A 24,809-nucleotide genomic window follows, 5' to 3' on the forward strand; every position below is an offset into this window, starting at 1 on the left:
ATGCCTTTAAAAGTCAAGCTAAATATAGCGGGAATGAGCTGCGTAAATTGCTCAAACGCTATCGAGAAGGTTTCTAAAAAGATAGATGGGGTGCTTGAAGCAAATGTAAATTTCGCAAACGCAAGCGGTGAGTTTGTCCTAAAAGACGCTAGCGTGCGTGAAGTTTTAGAGCAAAAGATAAAGAAGCTTGGCTACTTTGTGGCGACAAATATTGATGAATTTGAAGCCAAAAGAGACGAGCATATAACCTCGATAAGAAATAAATTTATATTTGCATTTATCACAAGCATCGTGATAATGGCGCTTGAGATGTTCGCGCCTCATAACTTGCTAGTAAATTTACTCATGCTAGTTTTAGCGTTTTTGGTGCTAGCTTTTAGTGGCAAAGACTTCTTTGCTCACGCCATAGAGGCTGTTAAAAACAAAAACTACGATATGAACGTGCTTGTAGCTCTTGGAAGCGGCAGTGCGTTTTTATACTCGCTTTTTGTTGTGATCTTTTCAAATTTCATCCCAGATGATCTAAAAAACGTCTATGTCTCGGGCGCAGCGATGATAATAGCCTTTGTTTTGCTTGGCAAGTATCTTGAAGAGCGCTCAAAGGCAAAGGCAGGCGACTACCTAAAGACGCTACTTAAAATTTCACCAAAGACCGCCTTTTTGGTCATGCCAGATGGACAGAGCAAAGAGGTAAATGTAAATGAGCTAAAAGTAGGCGACATCGTCATCGTAAAAAATGGCTACAACATCCCAAGTGATGGCGTGATAGTCCAAGGAGGCGCTGAGATAGATGCTTCTATGCTTACAGGAGAGAGCTTGCCTGTTTATAAAGAGGTAGGCGATAGCGTATTTGCTGGCACTCTAAACACAAATGGCTACATAAGCGTCAAAGTGACAAAGAGTTCTTACGAGAGCTTACTATCTCAAATTTTAAGCCTACTAAGCGACGCTAGCTCCAAAAAGATGCCTATCGGACGGCTGGCTGATAAGATAGCAAACATCTTTGTGCCAAGCGTCGTGGCGATCTCAGTTCTTACATTTTTGATATGGATAATTTTTAGTGGAAATTTCGCCTATGCGATCTCTTGCGCGATCTGCGTGCTTATCATCTCATGCCCATGCGCACTGGGACTTGCTACGCCAATAGCCATTGTAAGCTCCCTTGCACGCGGCGCAAAAGCTGGAATTTTGGTTAAAAACCCAGAAGTTTTAGAGCTGATAAAAGATGCTAAATTTGTAGCATTTGATAAAACTGGCACGCTAAGTAAGGGGTTAATCAGCGTTAAAAGCTCAAATTTGAGCGAAAAAGAGTTAGAGCTAGTGGCATCTGCTGAAAATTTAAGCGAGCATCCGATCTCAAAGGCGATCGTAAGATATGCAAAACAAAATTGCATAAATTTACAAAAGCTAAATGGTAAATTTCAAAACGTAGTTGGTCAAGGCATCGTCTATGAAGACGAGAGCAATAAGATAATAATAGGCAACGAAAAACTGCTCGCAGCAAACGATATCTTGCTAAATGAAGCTGATAGTAAAGCGATAAAAGAGGCTACAAATGATGGAAGCGGCGTCATACTTTGCGTGATAAATCAAAAATTTAGCGGCTTTTTAACACTAAGTGATGAGCTAAAAAATGAAGCAAATGGCGTTATAAACGAGCTTTCAAGGCTAAATTTACAAAGTGTGATCCTGTCAGGTGACGATAAAAAAGTAGTGGCAAATATCGCTAGCAAACTAAACGTGAGCGAATACTACGCAAATATGCTGCCTGAGGATAAATTTAACAAGGTAAAAGAGCTCATGAGCCGAGGTGGCGTGATCTTTGTGGGAGATGGTATAAACGACTCGCCATCGCTTAAAGAAGCAAGCGTTGGTATCGCTATGAACTCAGGCTCAGACATCGCTAAAGGCGCTGGAGATATCGTGCTTGTAAAAAATGACTTGCGTGGCGTGAGTGGGCTTGTAAAGCTTGCAAATGCGACTATTGCTAACATAAAAGAGAATTTGTTTTGGGCATTTATGTATAACGCCATTTGCATACCAGTGGCTGCTGGCGTGCTCTATCCGGTATTTGGACTGCTTCTAAGTCCAGTTTATGGCTCGATGGCGATGTGCTTAAGCTCGGTTACTGTCGTGCTAAATGCGCTTAGACTTAGATATTTGAAGCTTAAGGATTAAATTTGAGACTTGGAGAGCTTTATAGCGTCGTAGCGGCTGCACTTGCTACAAATTTTAATGGCATCTTGGGTGTCTCATCTTTTATGCGTATCAAAAAGACAAATGCGTGGATAACGCAGACAAAGAGCGATGCGAACATAAAAGGAAATGAGCTTTACGCTAAATTTATCAAAGATGAGAGTAGTGCGGCCTTGTGTGATGATTTTGTCATTTTGAAGGCAAAATTTGAAGCAAGCTATTTTTTCTCAAGCGCAAAAGATGATTTGGCACAATTTTACAAGGCTATAAATTTTGAGCCGAAAATGGGTGAGGTTGATAGCATCTCAAATCAGCTCATTTTGATAGCAAATATCTTAAAAAAAGAGGCGACAAAAGAGTCTATGCAGCTTCTTGCTGCTTTTAGCCTCTCGTTTTTCTTACCTTATGCCGAGCTTCTCGCAAAAGAGCTTGAACAAAACGCTAGCAGTAACTTCTATAAGTCAATGGGATACTTTTTAGAGGATTTTTGTTTGGTTTTAAAAACTATTATCGGTAAGGCTTAGTCTTAAGCCTGTACCATTTCTGTCATCTGAGTTTTAATACTTAAAATGTTATTCTGAATGCTTGATTGTTCTAAATTTAGATGATGAAGCATCTGCATAGAATCACGATCTTTCAGGTGTTGGATGCTTGAAATTTGATCAGCTATATCGCTTCTTTGATCTTGTAATTTTTCTAAATTTTTTTGTAACTCTGTGACATCTTCTTTTCTAATAATTGTAGGTTTTTGTCTAACCTCTTCTCTTTGTTCGACATGCACATCATTACTTCTAACGATATCTTTTGTGCCATAGCCAGAAGATACTAATATGCTGGTTTTAGCGCTACTTGATGATATAGATGTGTAGCCGTTATGATAGAAAACATTTGAGTTCATATTTGCATCTATTTGCATATCGTCCTTCCTTTTTAGTTTATTTCTTCATTTAAAACTATATCGGCAAAAAATCAAAAAACTTGAAATAGTTTTTAAAAAGTTGCTGGGCGAATTATATTTTAATAACCTTAAATGTAAATTATATATATAACTTTTTTACTACTCTAACATAATTTTTATATTACATTTCACTTTTTTGACCAAAAAAATTATTTTTAAAATGCTTGTAAAAGCCTAGTTAAGCACCATTTTGTTAAAATCACGCAAAACTAATCAAAGGCAAAGCTATGAAAAAAGATGAAAATACTCACAAAAAGATGTGGGAGGGTAGATTTAGCGAGGCTAGCTCGAAGTTGCTTGAGGAATTTAACGCTTCTATAAATTTTGATAAAAATCTTTTTGAAGAGGATATCGCTGGCAGTAAAGCGCACGCTAAAATGCTAGGAATTTGCGGAATTTTGAAAAAAGAGGAGTCAGAGGCGATTATAAAAGGGCTTGATGAGGTTTTAGCTGAGATAAGAGCTGGTAAATTTGCTTTTAAGATAGAGGATGAGGATATCCACATGGCGGTTGAAAAGCGCCTTAGCGAGATCATCGGAGCTGAGCTTGGAGGCAGACTACACACAGCTAGAAGCAGAAATGACCAAGTTGCGCTTGATTTTAAATTTTACGTTTTAAAGAAAAATTTAGAAATTTCATCTCTCATTAAAGAGCTCATCGCCACACTTGCAAATTTAGCCAAAAACCACAAAGATACGCTAATGCCAGGCTATACGCACCTTCAGCATGCCCAGCCAGTAAGCCTTAGCTACCATTTGCTAGCCTACGCGTTTATGTTTAAGAGGGATTTTGAGCGATTTGTCAGTTCGTATGAGCGAAATAACCTAAGTCCGCTTGGCTCAGCAGCCCTTGCAGGCACGCCTCACAAGATAGATAGAACTATCGTTGCAAGCGAGCTTGGCTTTGCAGGTTGCACGCAAAATGCGATGGATAGCGTGAGCGACCGCGACTTTGCGCTGGAGATTTTATTTAACATTAGCGTTTTTATGACGCACGCTTCTAGGCTTTGTGAGGAGCTCATACTTTGGAGCTCGCAGGAATTTGGCTTTGTAAGCATTAGCGACGCTTACAGCACGGGTAGCTCCATCATGCCTCAAAAGAAAAATCCAGACGTCGCTGAGCTCATACGCGGCAAAACTGGGCGTGTAAATGGAAATTTAGTAGCGCTGCTAACGACTATGAAGGGCTTGCCACTTGCTTACAACAAAGATATGCAAGAAGATAAAGAGGGCGTTTTTGATAGTGTTTCGACCATTTTAAGCTCAGCTACTATCCTAAATGAGATGATAAAAACGGCTAAATTTAATGAAAAAAATATGTTAAAAGCGACAAAAACAGGGCATCTAAGTGCTACTGATCTAGCGGACTATCTGGTGCGTGAGAAAAATATCCCATTTAGAACGGCGCACTTTATCACCGGCAAGGCTGTCGCAAAGGCTGAAAGCTTGGGGCTTGATCTAAGTGAGCTAAACAAAGAGCAGCTAAAAAGTGTCGATGAAAATTTAGATGAAAATGCCATTAAATTTCTAGATCTTCACGCTTCAAAAGAGGCCCGCACTTCAAAAGGCGGCACGGCAAATAAAAGTATTGAAGAGCAAATTCAAATTTTAGACGACTGGCTTAAGTAAAAAGAGTTATAATTACGCAAAATTTACAAATTTTAAAGGATGAAAAATGTTTTTTGACAGCAAAAGTAAAGAGCTTGGTAGTAAAAATGAAGCTTTAGAGAGAGAAAATGAAGCTTTAAAAGCTGAGATTTTAGCACTTAAAAATGAGCTAAAAAATGCCAAAACTTGCGAGCCAAAAGAGCAAGCTAAGGATAAGCAAGAGGCTGTAAATTTGTTGCTTACTAGCTATCAAGATGGTATGAATTTCTTACAATCAACCATCGAAGAAAACCTAAAAATGCTTGAAAATATAAACCATTTAAATGAAAAAACCTTCAAAGAAACAGGCGAGCTAAAGTCTCAAACGGCTGAAATTTTAAGCTCGATCGAGCAAGTAAGCCAGATGAGTGGCGATCTCTCAAACGACGCCTCTTCGCTTGATGGAAGTGTAAATTCTATCGTTGAGATCATAAATCTCATAAAAGATATCTCAGATCAGACAAATTTGCTAGCGCTAAATGCTGCTATCGAGGCAGCTCGTGCTGGCGAGCATGGACGAGGCTTTGCTGTTGTGGCTGATGAGGTTAGAAAGCTTGCTGAGCGCACGCAAAAGGCTACACTTGAGGTTGAAGTAAATATAAATGGCCTTAAGCAAAGTGCAAACACAATGATCGAAATGAGCGAGAATTTCTCTAAAATTTCAGCAAATGCGATGCAAATTTTAGGCGGTTTTGAGGGCAACATCTCAAGCGTAAATGCCAACACACAAAACATCCTAAATCAAGCCCTAAACGTCACAAACGAAGTAAATGTAAGTAACGGCAAGATAGATCACATCAACATGAAGCTAAATGGCTACCGAGGCGTGCTTCTTGGCGAGATAAATAAAATTCAAGACGTGCATGAGTGTAGATTTGGCAAGTGGTATGAAAAGGATGTGAAAAATACCATCATCAAAGATCCAAGAACCCTCTCAAGCATAGCTGCGCACCATGAAAATGTCCATCACGGACTAGATAAGGCTATGGCGATTTTTGCTGATAAAGATAAGGGGCATTTAGCAGGTGTCGAGATACTAAAAGATGTTGAGCACTCAAGTAAAGCAGGCTTTGAAGAGTTACTTGAAGCGGTAAAAGCTGCTAGAAAATAAATTTAGTATTAAAGAAAGTGAAATTTAGACTCAGTTTTGAGTCTAAATTTGGATTAAAATGTGCTTTGTGGATCAGCTACGCCTTCGCTCCAGCCAAGTTTTGCGCCAGCAAGTAGGTGAAAGTGTAGGTGCATAACCTCTTGACCGCCGTTTTCGCCGCAGTTTGTTATGAGTCGGTAACCGCTCTTATCAACGCCCATTAAGCTCGCCACTTCTTGGATAAATTTAGTCATCTCGCCCATCAAAACTGGATCCATCTCTTGGAAGTTTTTGTAGTGTTTTTTAGGGATGATGAGGATGTGGATCGGCGCTTTTGGGTTGATGTCGTTAAAAGCTAGAAATTTCTCGCTTTCAAGCACTTTGTTACAAGGAATTTCACCAGCAACGATCTTTTCAAATATGGTCATTTTAGCTCCTTTGAAAGTTTGAGAAATTATATCAAAGTGTGCTTAAATTTCGCGCTTTTTATCTTGATTTTAACTCTTTTTCTATAAAATCGATGCAAAAATTCATAAAGGTAAAAAATTGCAAGATTTCATTAACAAAATCAAAAATGAAATTTCAACTCTTGATGATCTGGAGAAGGTCAGGGTAGAAATTTTTGGCAAAAAGGGCATCTTGGCGCAAGGCTTTGCAAAGCTAAAAGAGCTTGGCGAGGATGAGAAAAAGGAATTTGCAGCAAATTTAAACAAGCAAAGAGATGAGCTAAGCGCGCTTATAGAAGCCAAAAAGGCCGAGCTTAGCGAGCAAGAGATAGATAGCAAGATGAAAAAAGAGGCCGCTGATATCACGCTCTTTAACGAGCCTGTTGCTAGCGGGGCGCTGCACCCAGTAATGGCCACGATGGATAAGATAATTGAGTATTTTTTAGCTCTAAATTTCTCGCTCGAGACTGGGCCACTTATAGAAGATGATTTTCACAACTTTGAGGCGCTAAATTTACCAAAATACCACCCAGCAAGGGATATGCAAGATACATTTTACCTAGATGATTTTAGACTTTTAAGGACGCATACGAGCCCAGTTCAGGTGCGAACTATGTTAAATCAAAAGCCACCTATTCGCATGATAGCGCCAGGCACGGTCTTTAGGCGTGATATGGACTTAACGCATACACCGATGTTTCACCAGGTCGAGGGCCTTGTGGTGGAGGATGCTGAGAAAGTTAGCTTTGCAAATTTAAAATCAATGTTAGAGGGCTTTTTAAAGCACATGTTTGGCGACGTTGAAGTACGTTTTCGCCCTAGCTTCTTTCCATTTACGGAGCCTAGCGCAGAGGTTGATATTAGTTGTATATTCTGCCATGGCAAGGGCTGCAGGGTGTGCAAGCAGACTACTTGGCTTGAGGTGCTTGGATGCGGCGTTGTTGATCCAAATGTATTTAAGGCGGTTGGCTATAAAAATGTAAGTGGATATGCCTTTGGCCTTGGCGTTGAGAGATTTGCGATGTTGCTTCATAGAGTGCCTGATCTAAGGTCACTTTTTGAGGGAGATTTAAGATTGTTGGAGCAGTTTAAATGATAATTTCAAAGCATTGGTTAAACGAGTGGATCGACCTTAGCGAGGTTAGCGGTGAGACACTTTCAAAGACATTAAATTCAATCGGTTTAGAAGTTGATAGCTATAAAGAGATAAATTTACCAAAGAGCATCGTAGTTGGCTACGTAAAAAGTAGAGAAAAGCACCCAGATGCCGATAAACTAAGCGTTTGTCAAGTTGATGTTGGCAGCGAAACGCTTCAGATCGTGTGTGGGGCTAAAAACGTCGAGGCAGGTCAGTTTGTGCCAGTTGCGCTCATTGGCACGACGATGCCAAATGGTCTTGAGATCAAAAAGGCAAAGCTAAGAGGCATCGAGTCATGCGGTATGATCTGCTCTTCAACTGAGCTAGGACTGCCTAAGACAAATGACGGTATCTTGCCACTTGATGAGAGTATCGGCAAGCTAAAACTTGGCACAAGTCTTGGTGAATTTGAAGCGTTTAAAGATGTGATCATCGAGGTTGATGTCACAGCAAATAGGGGCGACTGTCAAAATTTACACGGCATCGCAAGAGAAATTTGCACCGCGCTTGATCTAAATATGAAAGATAGCCACGAAAATGAAGATAGCGAAAATTTACTAGGCATCGGCAGGATCGCATCTGTGCGAACTGAAGATAAGGTAAATGGCTCGTTTTTGTATAAAGCATTTGAGCTAAAAAATGCATTAAATGAAAATTTATTAACTCGCTTGAGACTAGCTCTAATTGATTGTCAAAAGACAAATTTAGTAGAAAGACTGCTTGAATACGCGACATTTTGCACGGGCGTTCTATTTAGAGCTTATGATCACGCTAAGCTTGTGGGCGAGGGCGAAAAGGCAGTTTTTGACATCAAAAATGGCGAAAATGGCGAGTGTGTGGTATTTTGCGAGGATAAAAATTTAGGCGTTGCTGGAATTTACCAAAGCGATGAGGCTAGGGTTGATGAGGGCTCAAAGGTGATCTTGGTAGAGGCTAGCTACGTAAAACCAGATGTTGTCTCAAAGGCCATTTTTGAAAATAAAAATTTACCAAAAGGCGATCAAGTTTATCGCTCAAGCCGTGGTAGCGAGCCAAATTTAGCTTACGGGGCGGACTATCTTTTTAAAAGGCTAGCTGGCTTTAAAGATAGTCTAAGCCTTTTTGCAGGCTCACAACAATCACTTCTAAACACCGAGCCTATCACGCTTAGCATCTCACTTGGTGAGCTTAAAAATATGATCGGTCAAGAGGTTGCTAGAAACGATGTTGTTAAAATTTTAAAGAAACTTGGCTTTGAGATCGCGGTAAATGTCGAGCAAGAGAGCTTTAACGTAAAAGTGCCGTTATTTCGCCATGACATCGTAAATTCTCATGATATCTGCGAGGAGATCGTAAGGATAATAGGCATCGACAATATCGCCTCAACGCCGCTAAATTTCTCTGAGAAAAATAGGCTAAATAAGACATATTTTGACTATAAAAATGCTTTAAATTTAAGGCACCGTGCAGCCGATAATGGCTTTTTTGAAAGCGTGCACTACGTATTTGACAGCCTTGATGAGCTAAGTGAGCTAAATTTCAAGCCTTGCAAGATCAAGATACTAAATCCTATAAACAACGAGCTAAACACGCTTAGACCAGCACTTGTTAATCACCTCCTAAGCTCAAGCGAGAAAAACATCAAAAACTCAAAACGCTCAGTTAGGCTTTTTGAGCTTGGCGAAGTTTTTGACGAAAATGCAAACCAAGGCTTAAATTTAGGCTTTGTCGTATCAGGTCTCTTAAAAGAGCCAACACTTATAAACGGCGCAAAGGGCGAAGAGGCAAATTTCTACGCATTTGCAGCGATGGTGCAAAATGTCATAGGTAAATTTGAGCTAAAACCTTGCCGAGAGATCTCATATCTTAGCCCATACGAGCAAGCACACATATATCAAAATGGCGAAAAGATCGGCTATATCGGCAGAGTCGATGCAAGAGTAGAGGCAAAAAGGGATCTGCCTAAAACTTATGTCTGTGAGATTGATTTTGCAAAGCTTAAATTTGAGCCGATCTTAGCAGTGCCTTACTCAAAATTTCAAAGCACTACAAGAGATCTTAGTCTCATCGTGCCTGAAAATTTCGAGGCTGGACGAATTTATGAGTGCATAAGAGGGCTAAATTTAAAAGAGCTAAAAGAGTTCTTGCCAGTTGATATCTATAAAGATGCGAAACTAAACGGCGCGATTAGCCTTAGCCTTAAATTTACATTCCAAAATATGGAAAAAACGCTTGAAGATGACGATATAAACGCACTTATGGATAAAATTTTAAGCGAGCTAAAAGAGAAACTAAATATCGGAATAAGATGAGAATTTATCCATTAGAAAAAAGTCTAAATTTAACCATCGACGACATCGCAGCTGACAAGTCTATCTCGCATAGATGCGCGATGTTTTCGCTTTTAAGCAACAAGCCATCTCGCGTTAGAAACTACCTAAGAGCAGGCGACACGCTAAATACATTAAAAATAGTCGAGCTCCTTGGCGCAAAGATCGAAGATAACGGAGCTGAGATAACGATCACTCCGCCACAAAAGATAAAAGAGCCAAATGAAATTTTAGAGTGTGGCAACTCGGGCACAGCAATGAGGCTTTTTATGGGGCTATTAGCCGCGCAGGATGGTTTTTTTGTGCTAAGTGGTGATAAATACTTAAATTCTCGCCCGATGGCAAGGATAGCAAAGCCTCTAAGTGAGATGGGTGCAAAGATAGATGGTGCAAACAATGCAAACAACGCTCCTCTTTGCATAAGAGGGACTAAATTTGAAAGATTTAGTTTTGAGAGCAAGATCGCTTCAGCTCAGGTAAAAAGCGCACTTTTACTAGCAGCTCTTTACTCAAATGGCTGCAAATTTAGCGAGCCAGAGCTAAGCAGAGACCATACTGAGCGCATGCTTGCAGGCATTGGAGCTGATATAAAGCGTGACGAGCTAGAGATCACTCTAGAGCCGATGAAAGGCCCACTTGCGCCACTTGATATAGACGTGCCAAATGACCCAAGCTCGGCATTTTTCTTCGCAGTCGCAGCTCTAATCATCCCAAATTCGCATATCATTTTAAAAAATATCTTGTTAAATAAAACTCGCATCGAAGCTTACAGGGTTTTAGAAAAAATGGGCGCTGAGATAAAATTTCACAAAACCTCAAGCAAATACGAAGATATCGGCGATATCGAGGTTAGATACTCGCCAAATTTAAAAGGTGTAGAAGTTAGCGAAAATATCTCGTGGCTCATCGATGAAGCCCCAGCTTTAGCCATCGCATTTGCCTGCGCCAAGGGCCAAAGTAAGCTAACAAATGCAAAAGAGCTTCGCGTAAAAGAGAGCGACAGGATAGCTGTCACGATAAATGCGCTAAAGCAGTGCGGTGTCGATGCTAGCGAGCTTGAAGATGGCTTTATCATAAATGGCTCTGAGGCGAAATTTGCCACGATAGATAGCCACGGAGATCACAGGATCGCCATGAGCTTTGCCATACTTGGACTAAAATGTGGCATGCAGATAGAAAAGAGCGAATTTATCGCCACTTCGTTTCCAAATTTTGCTGAAATTTTAAAGAAAATGGGAGCTAGAGTTGAAGATCGAGCTTGCTAGTAGTTATGGATTTTGCTTTGGCGTAAAAAGAGCGATAAAGATAGCTGAAAACGCTGGAGATGCCGCAACTATCGGCCCGCTTATCCATAACAACGAAGAGATAAATAGGCTTGAGAAAAACTACAATGTAAAGACGCTTGAGGGCATAGATGAGCTAAAAGATGAGAAAAAGGCGATCATCCGCACTCATGGCATCACTAAAAACGACCTTGCGGAGCTAAAAAAAACCGATATAAAAGTGATCGACGCAACTTGCCCGTTTGTGACAAAGCCACAACAAATTTGCGAAAAAATGAGCGAAGAGGGCTATGATGTGGTGATCTTTGGCGACATGCACCATCCAGAGGTAAAAGGGGTGAAGTCGTATGCTAAGGGCAACGTCTATGTCGTGCTTGAAGAGAGCGAGCTAGAGGGCATTAAATTTAAGCAAAAGGTCGCGCTCGTTAGCCAAACTACTAGAAAAGTTGAGAAATTTATGCAGATCGCAAACTATCTCATGCTTCATGTAAAAGAGCTGCGCGTTTTTAACACGATCTGCAACGCGACATTTGAAAACCAAGAGGCTGCTAAAAATTTAGCAAAAAGAGCTGACGTGATGATAATAATCGGCGGTAAAAACAGCTCAAACACAAAGCAACTCTACCTAATATCTAAAAATTTCTGCGAAGATAGCTATCTCATTGAAAGCGAAGAAGAGCTTGAAAGATCATGGTTTGATGGCAAAAATTTGTGTGGCATAAGTGCGGGCGCTAGCACACCTGACTGGATCATACAAAAAGTCGTTGACAGAATCAAAAAAGTATAAAATTTATCCTAGCTAAAGCCACAATTAACTATAATAAGCCAATTTGCCTCTACTGGCATAATAAAATTTAAAGGATCAAGATGGCTGTGAACAAAAGTGTTCAATTAGGAAAAGCAAAAGACGAAGATATCGAAGATATTGATTTTGCTGCGATGTTAGAGGAGTCTTTTAAAAAGACTGAAGAAGATAGTGACGCAAAGATCGTCAGTATCAATGGCGATGAGGTTTTAATCGACGTTGGCAAGAAGTCAGAAGGCATTTTAAATGTTTCTGAGATCACTGACGCAAACGGCAACCTGACGCATAAAGTTGGCGATACGATCAAAGTTGTAATAACTGGATCAAGAAATGGAAGACCTATAGTGTCGCACAAAAAAGCACTTAGAAAAGAGAAAGTTAAAGCTTTCATCGAAGCTTACGATCCTGAAAATTCTGGCGAAATCGACGTAAAAGTAGTTGGAAAAAATAAAGGTGGTTTTATCACTCAAGACGCAAATGGCGTAGAATTTTTCTTACCAAGAACGCACAGTGGATTTAAAAACGCTGAGGGCGTAGTTGGAAAATCATACAAAGTAAGAGTTATAAAAGTTGATAAAGAAGAGAATAGCATCGTTGTCTCAAGAAAGAAAATTTTAGATGACGACCGCAAAAAACGCAAAGAAGCTCTATCAAACATAGTAGAAAATGATAGTGTTATAGAGGGCACAGTTAAGAAAATCACAACTTATGGTATGTTTGTTGATGTTGGCGGTGTAGACGGACTTGTTCACTACAGCGAGATAAGCTATAAAGGCCCAGTAAATCCTAGCTCTTTATACAAAGAGGGCGATAAAGTTTTAGTTAAAGTTATCAGCTATGACAACGAAAAACGCCACCTATCTCTATCTATCAAGGCTGCTACTCCAGATCCTTGGGAAGAGATCATAAGCGACGGCCTAGAAGTTGGCGACACTATAAAAGTAACAGTTAGCAATATCGAGCCTTATGGCGCATTTGTCGATCTTGGAAATGATATTGAAGGATTTTTACATATATCTGAAATTTCATGGGACAAAAATATCAAAAATCCAAAAGATCACATCAGTGAAGGCCAAGAGATCGATGTTGAGGTTATAGAAATAGACGCAAAAGGACACCGCTTAAGAGTGAGCCTTAAAAATTTACTTCCAAAGCCATTTGATGAATTTAAAGCTAAATTCAAAGAGGGTGACGTAGTAAAAGGCGTTGTGACAACTATCACAAATTTTGGTGCATTTGTTAGAGTAGGTTGCGTTGAGGGCTTGCTACACAACGAAGATGCATCTTGGGATAGAAATGATAAGTGCAAAGATATGTTTAAGGCTGGCGATGAGCTAGAAGTAAAGATTATCAAAATCGACAGCGCTGAGCAAAAAATTTCTCTAAGCCTAAAAGATCTAAAACAAAGTCCAGTTCAGGCATTTGCTAATAAATTTAGTGTTGGCGACATCGTAAAAGGAACGATCCGTGACATTAAAGACTTTGGCGTATTTGTTGAGCTTGGCGATAATGTTGATGCGTTAATCCGCAAAGAAGATCTAGGCAGTGTAGATGCTAGCACGTTAAAGATCGGCGATGAGATCGAAGCTGCTATTGCATTTATCGATGAGAAGAAAAATAGAATTCGCCTAAGCATACGCCGTTTAGCAAAACAAAAAGAGCGTGAAGTGTTAAATGAGATCAACGATAACGACGACAAAGTAACACTTGGCGACATTATAAAAGAACAATTACGCTAGTATAAATGGGCAGACGCACACTTTTATTAGTAGTTGTTCTGCTTTTTGTGATATTAGGTTTGGTTGGAGTTTATCTTGTTAAATTTGCAAGCGTAAATTTCAGCCAAACTACTGAAAAAAATATTACAAATGAGCAAAATATAACCAAAAATACAGCCGGCAGTGAAAACTGGATCAACGAGCTGGCAACTATTAAGAAAAAAGATTACGTATTGCCCGTAAATGAAATTTTTATAGAATACAACCGACCTAAGATAGAAAAGCCAAAGATCACAGCATACGAACTTATGATAGATAAAAACGACATCTACTCTATGTTCTGCTTGATGCAGACTTTGCGAAATAGTGAGGTTGATTTTACTGTAGTAAGAGATGGGGCTAAGAGCCAGATCTTTTTAAATACCCAAGACTCAAGGCTTTTGCAAAATATCATTTTGCAGCTAAGAGTTTACGATATCCACTCAAGTGTGAGAGAGGTAAAATTATGAAAACTATCATTGTTTGCGATGCTATACACCCAGTAGGTTTTGAACTTTTAAAAAAAGAGCAAGATATAAATATAATAGACGCAGTTAATACCCCAAAAGACGAGCTTTTAAAAATTTTAGGTGAGGCTGATGTGGCGATCACTAGAAGCTCGACTGAGGTGAATGAGGCGTTTTTAGAAGCTGGCAAGAAACTAAAAGCTATCGTTAGAGCTGGTGTTGGCGTGGATAACGTTGATATAGATGGCTGTTCAAGAAGAGGCATCATCGCTATGAACGTCCCAACTGCAAATACTATCGCAGCAGTTGAGCTAACTATGGCACACATGCTAGCAGCTGCAAGATCACTTGAATACGCTCACAACGATCTAAAACTAGATAGAATTTGGAAACGCGAGAAGTGGTATGGAGTTGAGCTTTTTAAGAAAAAGCTAGGCGTGATCGGTTTTGGTAACATCGGCTCAAGAGTAGCAGCTCGCGCAAAAGCTTTTGGCATGGATATCATCGCATACGATCCATACATCGATCCATCTAAGGTCATCGATATGGGCGGCACTTATACTAAAAATTTTGATGACATCTTGGCATGTGACTTTATCACGATCCACACTCCAAAAACCAAAGAAACCACAGATATGATCGGCGCTAAAGAGATAGCAAAGATGAAAGATGGCGTAAGGCTTATAAACTGCGCTAGAGGTGGTCTTTATAATGAAGAGGCTCTTTATGAGGGGCTAAAAAGCGGCAAGATAGCATTTGCTGGTATTGATGTTTTTACAAAAGAGCCAGCGACAAGCCATCCGCTTCTTGATCTAAATAATGTAAGTGTCACACCGCATCTTGGGGCAAACACCCTTGAGTCGCAGCGTAACATCGCAGTAGAGGCAGTCGAGCAGGCTATCTTGGCAGCACGCGGCATAAGCTATCCAAACGCTTTAAATTTACCTATCAAAACAGAAGATCTACCACCGTTTGTTGAGCCTTATATCGATCTTACAAGTAAGATGGCATTTCTTGCAGCTCAGATAAACAAAAGCGCGATCAAAGCTATCCGCATAGAGACTCACGGGCAGATTGGCGAATATGCAAATTCAATGCTAACTTTTGCGATCGTGGGTGCTTTAAAAGAGAGTCTTGGCGATGCGATAAACTACGTAAATGCTAAATTTTTATGTGACGAAAAAGGCATAACTACCGAAACTAGCACAGGTGGAGACAGTATCTTTAAAAACAAGATCACAGTTCGTCTTACGACTGAAAACGGCATCGTAAGCGTTGGCGGCACGGTCTTTGGTGAAAATCAACAACGCATCGTAACCGTAAATGGCTTTAAGACTGACTTCAAGCCAAAAGGTAAGATGATCATCTTTAAAAACCACGACGTACCAGGCGTTATCGCTCAGATCAGTAAAATTTTAGCTGACGAGAAGATAAACATCGCTGACTTCCGTCTTGGCAGAGATGAGCATGGCATGGCGCTTGCGGTCATCTTGGTTGATGAACATATAAAAACAGAAACGCTAGAGAGATTAAACGCACTTGAAGCTTGTGTTTGGGCTCAATACGCAGTTATATAACAAATTACGAAAGGATAAAAAATGGCTTCATATTCAATGGGCGATCTAAAAAAGGGACTAAAGATCGAGATCGATGGCGTTCCTTATAAAATCGTAGAATATCAACACGTTAAACCGGGCAAGGGCGCAGCTTTTGTTCGTGCAAAGATCAAATCTTTTGTCGACGGAAAGGTTCTTGAAAAGACTTTTCACGCAGGTGACAAGTGCGAGCAACCGCATCTTGAAGAAAAAGAGATGCAATACCTCTATGATGATGGTGAGTTTTGCCAATTTATGGACACGACTACTTACGAGCAAGTTGCGATCAGCGACGAGGATGTGGGCGATGTTAAAAAATGGATGATCGATGGCATGATGGTTGAAATTTTATTTCACAATGGCAACGCAATTGGCGTCGAAGTGCCACAAGTAGTCGAGCTAAAGATAGTTGAAACTCCACCAAATTTCAAGGGTGACACACAAGGTGGCAAAAAGTCAGCTACACTTGAGAGTGGCGCGGTAGTTCAGATACCATTTCACGTGCTTGAGGGCGAGGTCATCCGCGTTGATACCGTTCGTGGCGAGTACATCGAGCGCGCAAATAAATAACCATACATCTGGCACGTTAAATTTATGAAAGAGAAATTTGACGAGCTTATCGCTCTACTAAAGCCGCTATTTAAGGATAATGGCTTTAGCAAGAGCGCTTTAAATTTCTACAAAAATACCCCAAATTTGATCTATGTTGTAAATTTTCAAAAAAGTAGTGGCAATGGCTCAGAGCGTACGAGATTTTATATAAATTGCGGCATTTACGCCCCTTTTATAGAGGCTACTCTTGGCAAAGAAGCGCTTAGCAAGCCAAAAGAGTATGAGTGCCATTTTAGAGCTAGAGCACATGAAATTTCTAGCACTGCTGCTGTATACTACGAGCTAGAGCCAGATAGTGACATGGCTAAAATTTATGAAAATGTGGTAAATGACCTTGGCTTTGTTTTTAAATTTTTTGAGCAAAATAGCTCTGAAGTAAATTTAATAGAGCTAATGCTTGAACAAAACGGCCTTGCAGCGATAAATCAACTCTACGAATATCTTTTGATAAAAGATAAAAGTGAAATTTTGATCTCTCATGCCAAAAAGCTCTTCGCAAAGCATGGCGGCGAAGCAAGATGGAACAAATTTGAAAACCAAATAAATGAGCTGCTTAGAAAATATAAAAAAGATGAGATAAATTTTTAAAATTTAATCTTTATAGATCTGTAGGTATGATCAAACCTAAAAGTTAGCAAATTTTGCAGTATCCCAAAAAGTACCATGAAGGTGACAAAGCTGCTTCCGCCGTAGCTAAAAAACGGCAGTGGCACGCCCACAACCGGTGCAAAGCCGATCGTCATCGAGACATTTACCCCCACGTAGACAAAGATGAGCGCTGCTATGCCAGTGGCGGTCACCTGCGTGAAATAATCATTCTTAAGCCCGTAGTTTAGGCTAAGTAAGTGCGTTATAAGCGCTCCATAAAGCCCAAGCAAAAGAAGCGCGCCGTAAAAGCCAAAACGCTCGATATTGTAGGCGAAGATGAAGTCGCTAGTGGCGATTGGCAAAAATTTAAAGTGTGTTTGCGTCGCCTCGTCCTTTGGCTTGCCTTTTAGTCCGCCGCTACCTATGGCGATGATGCTTTGCTTGACGTGATAGCTTGGCTCTTCAGCGATGAAGTCGTGGATCCTCTTTTTTTGATAATCATGCAAATTTTCATATAAAACCGGCGCCGAAAATCCTATGGCAAGGATGATGCAGATCCAAATTTTTTTATTTACGCCGATGACAAAAAGGATGGTGTAACCAACTATTAAAAGTATGAGCGCGGTGCCAAGATCAGGCTCTTTCATGATGAGCGCAAATGGCAAAAGTATGTAAAAACTAAGCCTTAAAAAGTCTTTTAGCCCGTATCCATCAGCCTCTGGCGGGCGCTGCTTAACTAGATAGGCTAGCATCAGCAAAAATGCTGGCTTCATGAGCTCTGATGGCTGAAGCGTGAAGTGAACGAATGGAATTTCAAGCCAGCGCCTAGCTCCAAGCTTACTAACGCCAAAGATATCAACGCTTAAAAGTAGCACGATGCAGACCCAGTAGAACATCGGGATGATCCAGTCGATGCGTCTAATAGGCAGTAAAAATGCGATGCAAAATGAGACAAATCCGATGCCAAAATATACAAGCTGTTTGTTTGCCAAAATGTCGTTTGCTTCGGAGACTAGGATGTATGAGATGGCTATGATTGGGATGATTAAAAACGGCTGAATAAAATCAAAATGTGTTAAAATACGCCGATCTAGTTTTATCAAGAAGCAAACCTTAATTTTTGGGCTAGATTATATCACAAACAAGGCTTTGATTTTGGTTAAATTTAATGTTTTAAATAGCTCAAGACTCGACGTTGCAGTGGCCAAAGAGCTTCAAATTTCACGTAATCAAGCTTTAAATTTGATAAAAGACTCCCTTGTAAGTGTAAATTTAAAACCAGTTTCAAAACCAAGCTTTTTACTGAGCGAAAACGATGAAATTTGCGTAAATTTTGCCCCAAAAAAAGAGGTGCAAAACGAATACGAAGTAAATTTTGACATCCCGATCATCTACGAGGACGACGATCTCATAGTGCTAAACAAGCCCCCTCAAATCGTCGTTCACCAAGCCCCAAGCGTCAAAGAGGCGACACTTGTTGAGTGGCTAAACAAAAAGGGCTTTATGCTCTCAAATTTAAACGGCGACGTAAGAGCTGGCATCGTCCACCGCCTAGATAAGGGCACGAGTGGTGCTATCGTCGTCGCTAAAAACAACTTCACCCACGCAAAACTAAGCGAGCAGCTAAGCGATAAGAGCATGGGACGAATTTATCTAGCGCTCACCGACCTGCCCCTAAAAGAGGACGTCATCATCGACAAGCCAATCGGTAGAAATCCAAACAACCGTCTAAAAAAAGCGATCATTGAGGACGCTAAATTTGCCAAAAGCGCCTTTGTAAATTTGCTAAGTGAAGGCGGAGTAAATTTGATAGCAGCAAAGCTTTTTACAGGCAGGACGCACCAGATAAGAGTGCATCTTGCTAGCATAAATCGCCACATTTTAGGCGATGATTTATACGGATTTAAGAGCCAAGGCGATAAAATAAGCAGGGTTATGCTTCACGCTTATATGCTCTATTTTATCCATCCGCGAACTGGCAAAAGGGTAGAATTTACCGCAAAAACGTATGATGACTTTAACCAAATAATTTACAAAAAAATTCCCAAGGAGATTTTTGATGAAAAAATTTGCCCTACGCATATTGACACCATTTTTAGTAGCTTTTTTAGCGGGATGCGGCTCTAGCGTACCGACTCAGCAAAGCACGTCACTACCAACGATTACAAGCTTAAAAACTATTTCAGATATGACAGAAGTTGGCTTCGAGTGGAACCCAGTGACCGATGAGAGCGTCGTTGGCTACTACCTTTACCGCTCAAATCCAAACGATGCAAACTCAAAAATGCAACTAGTTGCAAACATAAAAGACCGCTTTGCTACGCACTATGTGGATCGCGACCTAGCTCCAGAGACGACTTACTCATACCAAATGAGAACCTACTCAAGCAACGCTATCTCTCAACCAGGTGCGGTCGCAACTGCGACAACTAAGCCACTGCTTGACTCTGTGCCATTTGCACAAGCTATCACAGGGCTTCCAGGCCGCGTAAAAGTGATCTGGAGACCACATCCTGATAGCACAGTAGCAAGCTACATCATCCAAAGAAGCGATGCAGGAGCTAATAAATTTAGCCAGATCGCAGAGGTAAATGGCAGACTAAATGCCGAGTATATCGACACCGAGGTAAAACCTGGCAGATCTTATGAGTATAGGATCTTAGTTAAAACTTCTTCTGGCGTCATCTCAAAACCAAGCCAAAACATAAGCGCCACAACAAAGGAGTTACCCTAAATCAGTAACGAACGTCCAAGCGACCAAAAATGCTCCAAAAAAGATCATCTTAACGTGGGATTACGCGCCAGCTGAGGATTTTGCTTATTTTAAAGTTTATAGAACGACAAGTAAAATTTTGCCTTACACATACCTAGCAAAAACGACTAGCAACACCTATGAGGATCTCATAAATACAAACGCAGCGACAAGGTATTATAGAGTCACAGCTGTCGATAAAGACGGTCTTGAGAGCTTAAAGCAAGAAGAGCCGATCGTTGGTAACACACTTGGCGCACCAAAAACTCCAAGCATAAGCGCTAGCTACGATGGCAGCGGCGTAAATGTAAGCTGGAGTGCAGTTGATAGAGCTAGCTCATATACAGTTTATAGAAGCGGTGCTAGCGAGAAAGTCTTTAGCGGCATAAGCGATACTGGGCTTAGAGATGACAGCGTCCAAAAAGGAGCTAGCTACTCTTACAGCGTCGTAGCAGTCGATGAGTATGGCATCGCTTCTGATAAGTCATCAAAAGCAGAAGTTAGCATAAAATAATGCCAAATTTCATCGCTTCGTCCTTAAAAGAGCTCTCGTTTCCATTTGGTAACGACAAGATCAAATTTCTTTGGCAGGCAAATGGCCGAAACGAGAGGCTCATCTACACAAAAAATGAAGATGAAGGCTTTTTTCTAGTCGTAAAGCCAGGCAAAAATGGCATCGTCGTAAAGGGAGAAAAGCTTACAAAGCCTGCTAAAGTTGGGCTTTTGCAAGAAGCGCTTGAGCTTTTTAAAGAGCAAAATTGCAACGGCATCATCAGCCAAGCATTTGCTGTAAAAAAGACAAATTTGACCAAAAAAGTGAGTGAAATTTTAAGCCTTGAAGAGTTTGTGCCAGCTTTTTGCGAGCTAAAAGATAAATTTAAAGAGATTTTTATCGAGATCGGCTTTGGCTCTGGCAGGCACTTGCTCTATCAGGCTAAAAACAACCCAAATGCCCTAGTTATCGGCATAGAGGTCTATAAGCCAAGTATCGAGCAAGTAGCAAAGCTTGCTAAGGTAAATGCCCTAGAAAACGTGCGTCTGATAAACACAGACGCAAGGCTCTTACTCTCGCTAGTTGGATCAAATTTAGTTGATAGAGTATTTTTACATTTCCCAGTGCCGTGGAATAAGGCCGAGCATAGACGCGTGGTCTCATCGGCGTTTGCGTTTGAGTGCGAGAGGATACTAAAAGTTGGCGGTAAATTTGAGCTAAGAACTGATAGCAAGGAGTATTGCGACTTTAGTTTGAGTAAATTTTTAGAGCCCGCAAACTCAAAGATAGAGGCTTTTAAAAATAGAAATTTAGAGGTAACTAGCAAGTATGAAGACCGCTGGAGACGCCAAGATAAGGACATTTACGATGTTATTTATACTTGTGAGGCAAAAAGCGGTGAGAGCGTTTTGGCTGGAGATTTTAGCTTCAAAGAAAAGACTAGCGTAAAAAATATCATTAAAAATTTTAAAAATTTCATCATAAAAAAAGAGGATCACTTTTTACATTTTGAAGAAATTTACACCATAAACGAGAGTGAAATTTTGCTAAAAGTCGCCTTTGGAGCGTTTAACAAACCAGAGCAATGTTTCATCAAAATAAGCGATGAAAAAAGCGAATATTTTATAAAAAAACCGATCTTAATACGTGAAAATTTAGCAGCACACGAGCTTTTGAAGGAGTATTTGGCTGATGCAAGAGATAATTAGCGCAAGAAATTTAAGCCTAGCTTATGAGCGCAACGAGGTTGTGATCAATAGCGTAAATTTAGACATCTACGCAAATGACTTTGTCTTTATCACAGGCAAGAGTGGAAGCGGAAAGAGCACGCTTTTAAAGTCATTTTACGGAGAAATTTCGCCTCTAGCTGGCGAGCTAAATGTCTGCATGACGCAAATGGACGATATCGATGACAAAAGACTTTGCGAGCTTAGGCAGCGAGTTGGCATTATATTTCAAAACTATCGCTTGATAAATGAGTGGAATGTCGAAAAAAACGTCATGCTACCACTCATCATCAAAGGCGTCAATCAAAATGTGAGCAAAAAGCAGGTGGCTAAGCTTTTAAAACATGTAAATATGCTTCACAAAGCCGATAAATACCCTCGTGAGCTAAGTGGCGGCGAGCAGCAAAGAGTTGCCATGGCAAGAGCACTCGCACACAATCCAAATTTGCTCTTATGCGACGAGCCAACTGGAAATTTAGACGAATACTCAAGCGACGTCATCTGGTCGCTTCTAAAATCAGCTAGAGAATTTCTAGGCACAAGCGTCGTCGTGGTGACGCATCACATCCCATCAACGCTTCGCATCCCATACCGCCACTTCGTCATAGAAAATGGAGGCGTGCATGAGATCGCTTAAAAACCACCTTGGATTTATCCTGCCGTTAATCGCGCTTTTATTTTCAGTGCAGTTTAGCCTCACAGCAGACAAGATCGTAAGAGAGTATGAGAGGCTTATGGGAAATGACTACAACATCGTGGTGGTCTCAAACAAAGAGCTAAGCGAGCCAGTGCTAAAGCCAGTGGTTAGCACGCTAGCTAGCGTCGAGCCACTAAGCCCGCAAAAGATCATAGACCGCCTATCAAACGACATCTCAGCTAAAAATTTATCCATCCTTCAAAATGCCTTGCCTAAATTTTACTCGCTAAGACTAAGCGAATTTCCATCGCCAGAGTATATGGAGGAGATAAAGCAAAAGCTTTTGAAATTTGATGGTATAAGCAAGGTCGAGACATTTTCAAAGACCCATGACAAGGTCTTTAAGATGCTAAATTTAGCTAAAAGCATATCTTATGCATTTATGGCGATACTTTGTGTCGTTGGGCTTATGCTTATGCTTAAGCAGACTAAAATTTGGCTATTTGAGCATAGAGAACGCATCGAGATCATGACGCTTTTTGGCGCGCCATTTTGGCTAAAATCAGCCATGCTCTATAAATCAGCCATGGTTGATAGCATAGTTGCGACCATTGTTGTTGGCGCGTTTTTCTTTTTCTTGCCTAGCATTGAAATTTTTAGAGAAAATGCCGCAAGCATCGATGTAGTCTTGCCTAGCCTTGATCTTTCAAGAGATATTTTTATCCTATTTGGCGTGGCTGTGGTTTTAAGCATTTTTGCTGTTAGTTTAGTGATGAGTAAGGCTAGAAAAAGCACGATATGAAAAAAGGAATTTTTACACTTTTGCTAGCATTTAGTCTAGCTTTTGCATCAAATACTAAAGAGAAGATAAAAGACTCCAAAAACTCGCTAAGATCGACGCAGGCTATGAGCGAGCAGCTTAGTAAAAAGCTTGATGACTTGGCTGGCGATATCGTAAATGGCGAGAAAAAACTTCGCGGCATAAGCGGCGATATCACAAATTTAAAAGGTCAAATTTCGGTCCTTGAGACAAATGCTTCAAAAGCGCTTCTTGAGCTTGATGATCTAACAAAGCAAAACAAAGAGCTAGAGCGCACCCAAAAAGAGCTAGAGCAAAATATGATAAGGATCATCGCAGAAGACCTCTCATTTGATCTTATGATGTCAGCAAGCGAGGGCAAACAAAGCGAAGAGAGCATTATCTCGTCGCAAATTTTAACCAAGCTAAATGCCATAGCAAAAGAGGACTTTAAAAGGCTTAGTGAGAACTACGAAGATACGATAGAAAAGATAAAAAACAAATCAAGCAAGATAAATGAGATAAACTCAAGCATAAAAAACTATAGGCGCAAGCAAAATGATCTACAAAGCCTAGAGAGCACGCAGAAAAATACAATAAACGGGCTAAAACGCGATAAAGAAATTTACAGCAAAAAGCTAGCCAAGCTTCAAGCCCAACAAGACGAGCTAAGAAAGACGCTTGAGCAGCTTGCTATCATGCAAAAGCAAGAGGATGAAGCAGCACGTGCAGCTAGAGAAAAGCAAGAAAGAGCAGCTAGCAAAGGTGGCAAAAAGGGCGAAAAGAGCCAGCCAATGGGTGGGGGCTATCAGACAAGCTCAGTTAAGAGATACTCAGGCGCAAGGACGATCGCTCCGCTTGATAGCTACTCTGTAAAGCAAAAATTTGGCAACTACGTAGATCCGATATATAACATCAAAATTTTCAACGAATCAGTCATACTTCGCTCAAGCACCCCAGATGCGAAGGTTAAAAGCGTGCTAAATGGCAAGGTCGTCTTTGCAAAAGCAACTCCGATGCTTGAAAATGTCGTTATCATCGAAAATGAAAACGGCATCCACACGATCTACGCCCACCTAAGCCAGATCGCGCCAACTGTAAAGGTCGGCTCAGTCGTGCAAAAAGGCTACGTCATAGGCCGAGTTAGAAACGATCTAACCTTTGAAGTAACGCAAAGAAACTACCATATCGACCCGCTTGAAATGATCTCAAAATAGTCACTTTGTAAGCGTTATTAGCTAAATTTAAAGCCTTTTTGGCTAAAATGCGTGAATTTCAAGGAGCATGACAATGAGTAAGAGAAAACGCGTATTGGTCAAATTTTCAGGCGAGGCCTTGGCTGGAGAAAATGGTTTTGGTATAGACACAGCTGTGCTTAAATTTATAGCAAGCGAGATAAAAGAGCTTATAGAAAATGATATCGAAGTTGGCATCGTCATCGGCGGTGGTAACATAGTGCGCGGCGTGAGCGCTGCAAAAGATGGTATCATCAAACGAACGAGCGGCGATCACATGGGCATGCTAGCAACTGTCATCAACTCGATCGCGATGCGTGAAGCATTGGAGCGAAGCGGGCTTGAAGTAAGAGTGCAAAGCGCGATCAAGATGGAAGCGATCTGCGAGACCTTCATCGTAGGACGTGCGCAGCGCCATTTAGAAAAGGGCAGAGTTGTTATCTTTGCTGCAGGCACGGGCAATCCATTCTTCACAACAGATACAGCAGCTACGCTAAGAGCTATCGAGATCGGCTCAGATATGATCATAAAAGCGACAAAAGTTGATGGCGTTTATGACAAAGATCCTAAAAAATTCAAAGATGCAAAACTTCTAAAATCACTAAACTACGAAAAGGCGATGAGCGATGATATCAATGTTATGGACGACACTGCCATAGCTTTAGCAAAGGACAACGCACTGCCGATCTTAGTTTGTAATATGTTTAAGGCTGGAAATTTATTAAAAATAATAAATGAAGAAGAAGCAGCCCTATACTCAGTTGTAAAATAAATTTC

At 40.6% G+C, this 24,809-nt stretch carries 24 protein-coding genes and 1 pseudogene; 22 read left to right on the top strand and 3 right to left on the bottom strand.

Translation table 11 applies throughout. The features are described from left to right. A complete protein-coding gene (locus tag CVS91_RS06490; protein ID WP_107831111.1) occupies positions 1-2,178 on the top strand; it encodes a heavy metal translocating P-type ATPase in 2,178 nt (725 codons plus the stop codon). Between the two features lie 2 nt (positions 2,179-2,180). Continuing rightward, a complete protein-coding gene (locus CVS91_RS06495; RefSeq protein ID WP_103610818.1) occupies positions 2,181-2,720 on the top strand; it encodes an oxidoreductase in 540 nt (179 codons plus the stop codon). Between the two features lie 2 nt (positions 2,721-2,722). Here CVS91_RS06495 and CVS91_RS06500 read toward each other — a convergent pair whose 3' ends face one another. After that, positions 2,723-3,112, bottom strand: coding sequence for a hypothetical protein (locus CVS91_RS06500; protein WP_012001374.1), 390 nt, complete (start codon positions 3,110-3,112; stop codon positions 2,723-2,725). A gap of 269 nt (positions 3,113-3,381) precedes the next feature. Between CVS91_RS06500 and argH the strand changes: the two genes are divergently transcribed. The 3 genes and pseudogenes from argH to CVS91_RS10700 all read left to right on the top strand — a co-directional run bounded on the left by argH (position 3,382) and on the right by CVS91_RS10700 (position 5,911). Then, on the top strand, positions 3,382-4,782 hold the full coding sequence (gene argH / locus CVS91_RS06505) for an argininosuccinate lyase (protein WP_107831113.1): 1,401 nt from the start codon (positions 3,382-3,384) through the stop codon (positions 4,780-4,782). 457 nt (positions 4,783-5,239) lie between these two features. After that, positions 5,240-5,548: pseudogene (locus CVS91_RS10695) on the top strand (methyl-accepting chemotaxis protein); the annotation flags it as partial. A gap of 54 nt (positions 5,549-5,602) precedes the next feature. Further along, the gene (locus CVS91_RS10700) at positions 5,603-5,911 is read left to right on the top strand and encodes a CZB domain-containing protein (RefSeq protein WP_375338548.1); all 309 of its coding nucleotides are present in this window, start codon (positions 5,603-5,605) and stop codon (positions 5,909-5,911) included. Positions 5,912-5,964: 53 nt separating this feature from the next. Here the strand turns inward: CVS91_RS10700 and CVS91_RS06515 are convergent, their stop codons facing one another. After that, complete coding sequence (locus CVS91_RS06515; RefSeq protein WP_004317216.1) at positions 5,965-6,318, bottom strand: histidine triad nucleotide-binding protein; 354 nt, start codon at positions 6,316-6,318, stop codon at positions 5,965-5,967. A gap of 118 nt (positions 6,319-6,436) precedes the next feature. Between CVS91_RS06515 and pheS the strand changes: the two genes are divergently transcribed. The 9 genes from pheS (at position 6,437) to CVS91_RS06560 (ending at position 16,890) form a co-directional block, all read left to right on the top strand. After that, the gene (gene pheS / locus CVS91_RS06520; protein WP_103576109.1) at positions 6,437-7,432 is read left to right on the top strand and encodes a phenylalanine--tRNA ligase subunit alpha; all 996 of its coding nucleotides are present in this window, start codon (positions 6,437-6,439) and stop codon (positions 7,430-7,432) included. Continuing rightward, positions 7,429-9,765, top strand: a complete 2,337-nt coding sequence (pheT, locus tag CVS91_RS06525) for a phenylalanine--tRNA ligase subunit beta (protein WP_107831115.1) — start codon at positions 7,429-7,431, stop codon at positions 9,763-9,765. Before pheS ends, pheT begins: the two co-directional genes overlap by 4 nt. Further along, positions 9,762-11,048 (top strand): 3-phosphoshikimate 1-carboxyvinyltransferase, encoded by a 1,287-nt coding sequence (gene aroA / locus CVS91_RS06530; RefSeq protein WP_107831117.1) that lies wholly within the window; start codon positions 9,762-9,764, stop codon positions 11,046-11,048. The genes pheT and aroA overlap by 4 nt, the downstream gene beginning before the upstream one ends. Next, a complete protein-coding gene (locus CVS91_RS06535) occupies positions 11,029-11,853 on the top strand; it encodes a 4-hydroxy-3-methylbut-2-enyl diphosphate reductase (protein WP_021093116.1) in 825 nt (274 codons plus the stop codon). The genes aroA and CVS91_RS06535 overlap by 20 nt, the downstream gene beginning before the upstream one ends. An 80-nt stretch (positions 11,854-11,933) precedes the next feature. After that, positions 11,934-13,610, top strand: a complete 1,677-nt coding sequence (locus CVS91_RS06540) for a 30S ribosomal protein S1 (protein ID WP_103616994.1) — start codon at positions 11,934-11,936, stop codon at positions 13,608-13,610. A 5-nt stretch (positions 13,611-13,615) separates the two neighbouring features. Continuing rightward, positions 13,616-14,098, top strand: a complete 483-nt coding sequence (locus tag CVS91_RS06545) for a hypothetical protein (protein ID WP_107831119.1) — start codon at positions 13,616-13,618, stop codon at positions 14,096-14,098. After that, positions 14,092-15,672 (top strand): phosphoglycerate dehydrogenase, encoded by a 1,581-nt coding sequence (serA, locus tag CVS91_RS06550; protein ID WP_223231412.1) that lies wholly within the window; start codon positions 14,092-14,094, stop codon positions 15,670-15,672. The genes CVS91_RS06545 and serA overlap by 7 nt, the downstream gene beginning before the upstream one ends. Positions 15,673-15,693: 21 nt before the next feature. Beyond that, a complete protein-coding gene (gene efp, locus CVS91_RS06555) occupies positions 15,694-16,260 on the top strand; it encodes an elongation factor P (RefSeq protein ID WP_107831126.1) in 567 nt (188 codons plus the stop codon). A 24-nt stretch (positions 16,261-16,284) separates the two neighbouring features. After that, positions 16,285-16,890: a DUF4304 domain-containing protein gene (locus CVS91_RS06560; protein ID WP_107831128.1), complete on the top strand. Its 606-nt coding sequence runs from the start codon at positions 16,285-16,287 to the stop codon at positions 16,888-16,890. Here CVS91_RS06560 and CVS91_RS06565 read toward each other — a convergent pair. After that, complete coding sequence (locus tag CVS91_RS06565; RefSeq protein WP_107831130.1) at positions 16,887-17,993, bottom strand: FtsW/RodA/SpoVE family cell cycle protein; 1,107 nt, start codon at positions 17,991-17,993, stop codon at positions 16,887-16,889. The genes CVS91_RS06560 and CVS91_RS06565 overlap by 4 nt on opposite strands. Positions 17,994-18,045: 52 nt before the next feature. On the opposite strand from CVS91_RS06565, the gene CVS91_RS06570 reads away from it, so the two are divergent. The 8 genes from CVS91_RS06570 (at position 18,046) to pyrH (ending at position 24,804) form a co-directional block, all read left to right on the top strand. Then, a complete protein-coding gene (locus CVS91_RS06570) occupies positions 18,046-19,017 on the top strand; it encodes an RluA family pseudouridine synthase (RefSeq protein ID WP_103638460.1) in 972 nt (323 codons plus the stop codon). Continuing rightward, positions 18,950-19,624, top strand: a complete 675-nt coding sequence (locus CVS91_RS06575; protein ID WP_180996447.1) for a fibronectin type III domain-containing protein — start codon at positions 18,950-18,952, stop codon at positions 19,622-19,624. The genes CVS91_RS06570 and CVS91_RS06575 overlap by 68 nt, the downstream gene beginning before the upstream one ends. A gap of 118 nt (positions 19,625-19,742) precedes the next feature. Then, on the top strand, positions 19,743-20,156 hold the full coding sequence (locus tag CVS91_RS06580) for a hypothetical protein (protein ID WP_107831132.1): 414 nt from the start codon (positions 19,743-19,745) through the stop codon (positions 20,154-20,156). Further along, complete coding sequence (gene trmB, locus CVS91_RS06585) at positions 20,156-21,343, top strand: tRNA (guanosine(46)-N7)-methyltransferase TrmB (protein ID WP_107831134.1); 1,188 nt, start codon at positions 20,156-20,158, stop codon at positions 21,341-21,343. The genes CVS91_RS06580 and trmB overlap by 1 nt, the downstream gene beginning before the upstream one ends. Next, positions 21,327-21,998: a cell division ATP-binding protein FtsE gene (locus CVS91_RS06590; protein ID WP_004317228.1), complete on the top strand. Its 672-nt coding sequence runs from the start codon at positions 21,327-21,329 to the stop codon at positions 21,996-21,998. Before trmB ends, CVS91_RS06590 begins: the two co-directional genes overlap by 17 nt. Then, positions 21,985-22,800 carry a cell division protein FtsX gene (locus CVS91_RS06595; protein WP_004317184.1) on the top strand — a complete coding sequence of 272 codons (816 nt, stop codon included), beginning with the start codon at positions 21,985-21,987 and terminating at the stop codon, positions 22,798-22,800. The genes CVS91_RS06590 and CVS91_RS06595 overlap by 14 nt, the downstream gene beginning before the upstream one ends. Then, on the top strand, positions 22,797-24,014 hold the full coding sequence (locus CVS91_RS06600) for a murein hydrolase activator EnvC family protein (RefSeq protein WP_021088579.1): 1,218 nt from the start codon (positions 22,797-22,799) through the stop codon (positions 24,012-24,014). Before CVS91_RS06595 ends, CVS91_RS06600 begins: the two co-directional genes overlap by 4 nt. A 73-nt stretch (positions 24,015-24,087) precedes the next feature. After that, positions 24,088-24,804 carry a UMP kinase gene (pyrH, locus tag CVS91_RS06605; RefSeq protein ID WP_107831136.1) on the top strand — a complete coding sequence of 239 codons (717 nt, stop codon included), beginning with the start codon at positions 24,088-24,090 and terminating at the stop codon, positions 24,802-24,804. Positions 24,805-24,809: the final 5 nt, after the last annotated feature.

Source organism: Campylobacter concisus (assembly GCF_003048985.1).
Taxonomy (GTDB): domain Bacteria; phylum Campylobacterota; class Campylobacteria; order Campylobacterales; family Campylobacteraceae; genus Campylobacter_A; species Campylobacter_A concisus_AY.